This is a genomic window from Diplocloster agilis, assembly GCF_019042275.1.
Taxonomy (GTDB): domain Bacteria; phylum Bacillota; class Clostridia; order Lachnospirales; family Lachnospiraceae; genus Diplocloster; species Diplocloster agilis.
Genome location: NZ_JAHQCW010000090.1, coordinates 1 through 1,058 on the forward strand (window position 1 = coordinate 1; position 1,058 = coordinate 1,058).

The following is a 1,058-nucleotide window of genomic DNA, read 5'->3' on the forward strand; positions in this document are numbered from 1 at the left end:
TCAAAAGTGGCCCGTATTAATCATTAAAACAAACAATGATTTGTCGGTTAGAATTACTCAGACAAACACGAGTTTGTCAGACAGAATCGATACGACAAACGGTAATTTGTCAACGTTACTAGATGCTTTAACTTATAAACCTGTTAATGATTTTACAATATCAGCAGGTATTACATCAAACATAAAGGTATATGCGAATGGTATTGGCAACGTCAGTATCCGTGCTACTATTACAAAAACAGGTGGCTGGACAACAGGATATAATAATATTTTGACACTCCCGGCGCGCCTACGACCTACCGATGAAATTGTATCATACGCATGGCCAGGTGGAGGACGTAGCGCGTTAGGTGTTCACATTACTAATGCTGGTACTGTCAGGGTATTTGTCAATGTCATAGCCGATGTGCAAACAGTTGGGGCATTTGCTACGCCAGAAGGATCCATGACAATCAGTATGGATTTTAATTTACTTAAATGATCTTTTATATTATTACTAATATCGAAACCCTTACATTACCGGCCATAGCATTTCCACTCCGGGTATAGCAATATATTTTAGCAGTAGTTGCATTACTCTCATCAAATGCGTACGTAAAAATTAACGCATCTGTTATATTGCTACTTGAGGTTATAAAAATAACATTTGGCTTAGTGCCTAAATTGTGAGGCCAAATAGCCAATCCGTTTGAAAAACTAATTACCATTGTATTAAAAAGTATTCTATTTATAGTATCAGATGCACTACCTAATTTTGTGCCCTGGTTTATGGATAAACTTCCAGATATGGCACCGCCACTTTTAGGTAAATAATTATCATGTGAATGCAATGACGGGGGAAAAGATGACGGTTTGTTTGTTATTGATGCCCAGGCATGTGTATGATTAACATTTGCTTTACTATCCAAATTATTGTTTAACGTTGACAAATTACCGTTTTTTCTATAAATCTATAGAAAAAATGATGGTTTAACACAGTTAAGTAATGATTTATCATGGATATATTTAGACTTTACTCCGACGAGCGAAACTACAATTTACTATCGATATTGCAGATA

General features: G+C 35.7%; 1 protein-coding gene. It reads left to right on the forward strand.

Annotated features, from left to right (window positions below; genetic code table 11):
• A partial coding sequence (locus KTH89_RS24650) for a hypothetical protein (protein ID WP_238723468.1) occupies positions 1–481 on the forward strand: 481 nt, incomplete at its 5' end.
• Between the last annotated feature and the right edge of the window lie 577 nt (positions 482–1,058).